Genomic DNA, 3167 nt, shown 5'->3' on the forward strand with positions numbered 1-3167 from the left:
TATATCTTTATTTGCTATCAAACCTACTATAAAAATTATATAAACAATCCATTTTATTCTTTCAACGCTATATTTATTTAATATTATAGATATAAAGTAAACTAATACTGGTAAAATTAAGCTGGTATGAATAAGTATAGAACCTAATATATATATATATCCTACTTTGCTTCTTAATTTAATAGATTTCATAACCCCATATGTAAATAATGCAATAGCTGGATAAAATCGTAATCCATGAAATGCAGTCAATGGAATAGTCAAAAAATATATACAAAAATATATAAAGTACACTTTGAATTTAAGTCTATTTAGTCCATATCCTAGTTTAAAGCTTTTAAAAAAATAATAATAACAAATAAAACAAGATAAAAATGCCACAAAATTATGTGGAATTTTCATATCTAAAACTTTTTTTATAATTAATTCTAGATAAATATCATTTTGTTGTCTAAATATAATATTTATTTTTTTTATTGTTTTCATCATCTTATAGTATCTATCTAAATCACTTCCTTCATAAGGAATAAAATAATAAGCATTTATACTTAAAATTAAAGCACCTAAAAAAGATGAATACTTTTTCTTAAAAACACTGTATAAAAATATCGGAATTGATATAAAAATATTTATCAATATTCCATTAAAAATTAAAATGTTATATTTGTTTTTCATATTTTTATTTTAATAAATTATTCTAGCGTTTAACGCTTTTAATTTTTTTAAAATATTCCCCTTTCTTTCATCACTTAACATCTCCATACTATTTATTTCTTTCTTTACTTTTAAAATGTCTTTTATTTTTCCTTTCTTTATAAAAAAATAATAAATACTCCATATTATCCAATTTATCAGTATATTTTTTTTATTTAAATATCGATTTCTAACTATTAATTTATTTCTATACCTACAATAATCTTCTTCTATTTTTGCCATTCTTCCATTTGGAGAATTTTTGTGATAAATCTCTATATCATAACAATATAAAATTTTATAATATTCAAGTATTCTATAAGATAAATCCTCTTCTTCTCCCCCGTATTTTCCTAAATCATCTGGATATAAACCACATTTATCATAAACTATTTTTCTTATTGCATGTCCTGCACCAATAAAATAATATGTTTCCATATTTTTAGAAAAATCTAATTTTTTATTCCCGTGAGGAATTTCGTGTCTTAACGCTTTTTTAGTAAAATAATTCTTTATATTAAAAGCCAAACACCCTACTTCTGAATAAATTGAAAAATAATTTTCAACTTTTTTTACTAATAAATTAATATCTTTTATTTCAATATCATCATCTAATGTTATTAAAATATCACCGCTAGATTTTTGTATTATATAATTTCTCCCTAAGGCAACTCCATAATTTTTACCATCATTATAATATTTTAATTCAATGTAAGTATTTTTAAAAATATTTTCTATAATATCTTTTCTAAAATTTGTCTCGTTATTATCTAAAATTAATACCTCTAAATCATTTTCTTGATATTTAGCTATATCATATAACGTCTGATATAACTCTTCTTCTCTTCCATATGTTATAATTAATATCGATTTTTTCATTACTCACTTCCTATTTATATTTTAGAATACTGTTATAAATGTAATTACAAAAATAATAAAAACTCTTTATAAAGCCTAATTTTTCATAATTTTTATATATTTTCCAAGTCCAAACTGCACTTTTCAATTTATTTGATGAAACACTTCTTTCTCTTAATCTACACATAGCTAAGCTTTTAGACACTTTTAATGATTTTGGAGCTTCTTTTAATAAATCTAAAAAAAATGCATAATCTTCATGTTTTATTATAGGCATTCTATTTTTTTTTACCAAATCACTTCTCATAATCATACACATAGTTTTAAATTGATTACCTTTTAATAATCTTTTATAGTCAATTTCTTCAGAAGTTATTACTTTTTTAACTATTTTTCCTATTGAATCTGTAAAAAAATAATCTGTATGTGTTATTAATAGATTATTTTTTTCCATAAATTCTATTTGATATTTAAGTTTTTCTTTATCCCAAAAGTCATCGCTATCTAAAAAAGCTATATACTTTCCTTCTGCTTTTTCAATTCCAACATTTCTTGAAGTAGCTGGACCACTATTTTTTTTATTTTTTAAATATTTTATTCTTGAATCATTCTGAGTATATTTTTTTATTACTTCAGAGCTATCATCTGTAGAACAATCATCAATTATTAGCAACTCCCAATTCTTATATGTTTGATTTAAAACAGATTCTATTGTTTCTCCTATAAAATCTTTTGAATTATAAGATGGTGTTATTATACTTACAAGTGGTTCCATTAATATGCTCCTTTCTTTCCTACAACATTTTTTACTGTCTTTATTAATATTATTATATCCAGCCATAAGCTCCAGTTTCTTATATAATAAAGATCTAGTGCTATTCTTTCATCATAATCCTCTACATCTGATCTCCCATTTGCTTGCCACATCCCTGTTATTCCTGGCTTTACTTGAAATATCTTTTGCCCCATCTCTGTTCCATAATACATCTCAACCTCTTTTTGTACCACAGGTCTTGGTCCAACTAAGCTCATCTCACCTTTTATAACATTTATAAACTGTGGAAACTCATCTAATGATGTTCTTCTTAAAAAAGCACCAGCTGGAGTTATTCTAGGATCATCTTTAAGTTTGAAGTTTGTGTAAAACTCCTCTCTCACTTTTTCATCCTCTGCTAACATTTTTTGTAATCTATCCTCTGCATCTATATACATAGAACGAAATTTATACATCTTAAAAGGTTCTAAATCTCTACCAATTCTAGTATGACAAAATGTTGCTGGTCCTCCATCTTTTTTTATCTCTCTTCCATACTTAATATAAAGTGGCAATAATATTATAAGTCCTGCTACTCCTCCAACAATATCTAGTCCTCTTTTTAAAATACGTCTTTTCAAACTCATCATATTGTTTTTTGTTGCAACAAGCATTACTCCATCATAGTCTTGAACCTTTGGAGCAAAAGTATACATCTTATGCACTTTAGGAATTATCTTTATACTTTTAACAAAATTTTCAAATCCATCTATTATGGTATTTAACTCTTTTGTTGTAAGTTGAGGAAGTGCTACAATAACCTCTTGTACTTTATTAATCTCCATAAAGTTTACTGCTGTTA

Annotated in this window: 4 protein-coding genes; all 4 read right to left on the reverse strand. The window is 24.3% G+C overall.

Annotated features, from left to right (window positions below; genetic code table 11):
- Positions 1-675: hypothetical protein (locus ACRCYC_RS17930; protein ID WP_438620472.1), on the reverse strand; the 675-nt coding region annotated here is incomplete at its 3' end.
- A 9-nt stretch (positions 676-684) separates the two neighbouring features.
- Positions 685-1572 carry a glycosyltransferase family 2 protein gene (locus ACRCYC_RS17935; RefSeq protein WP_438532207.1) on the reverse strand — a complete coding sequence of 296 codons (888 nt, stop codon included), beginning with the start codon at positions 1570-1572 and terminating at the stop codon, positions 685-687.
- A 10-nt stretch (positions 1573-1582) separates the two neighbouring features.
- Positions 1583-2326, reverse strand: coding sequence for a glycosyltransferase family 2 protein (locus ACRCYC_RS17940; RefSeq protein ID WP_438532208.1), 744 nt, complete (start codon positions 2324-2326; stop codon positions 1583-1585).
- The coding region (locus tag ACRCYC_RS17945) for an exopolysaccharide biosynthesis polyprenyl glycosylphosphotransferase (RefSeq protein ID WP_438532209.1) at positions 2326-3167 on the reverse strand (842 nt) is incomplete at its 5' end. The genes ACRCYC_RS17945 and ACRCYC_RS17940, both read right to left, overlap by 1 nt.

This window comes from Paraclostridium sp. (assembly GCF_051657365.1).
In the GTDB taxonomy this organism is placed as follows: Bacteria; Bacillota; Clostridia; order Peptostreptococcales; family Peptostreptococcaceae; genus Paraclostridium.

Bases quoted from the DNA above. Each gene is read 5' to 3' on its own strand.
- ACRCYC_RS17935 (WP_438532207.1), bottom strand. From the start codon at position 1,572: ATGAAAAAATCGATATTAATTATAACATATGGAAGAGAAGAAGAGTTA.
- ACRCYC_RS17940 (WP_438532208.1), bottom strand. From the start codon at position 2,326: ATGGAACCACTTGTAAGTATAATAACACCATCTTATAATTCAAAAGAT.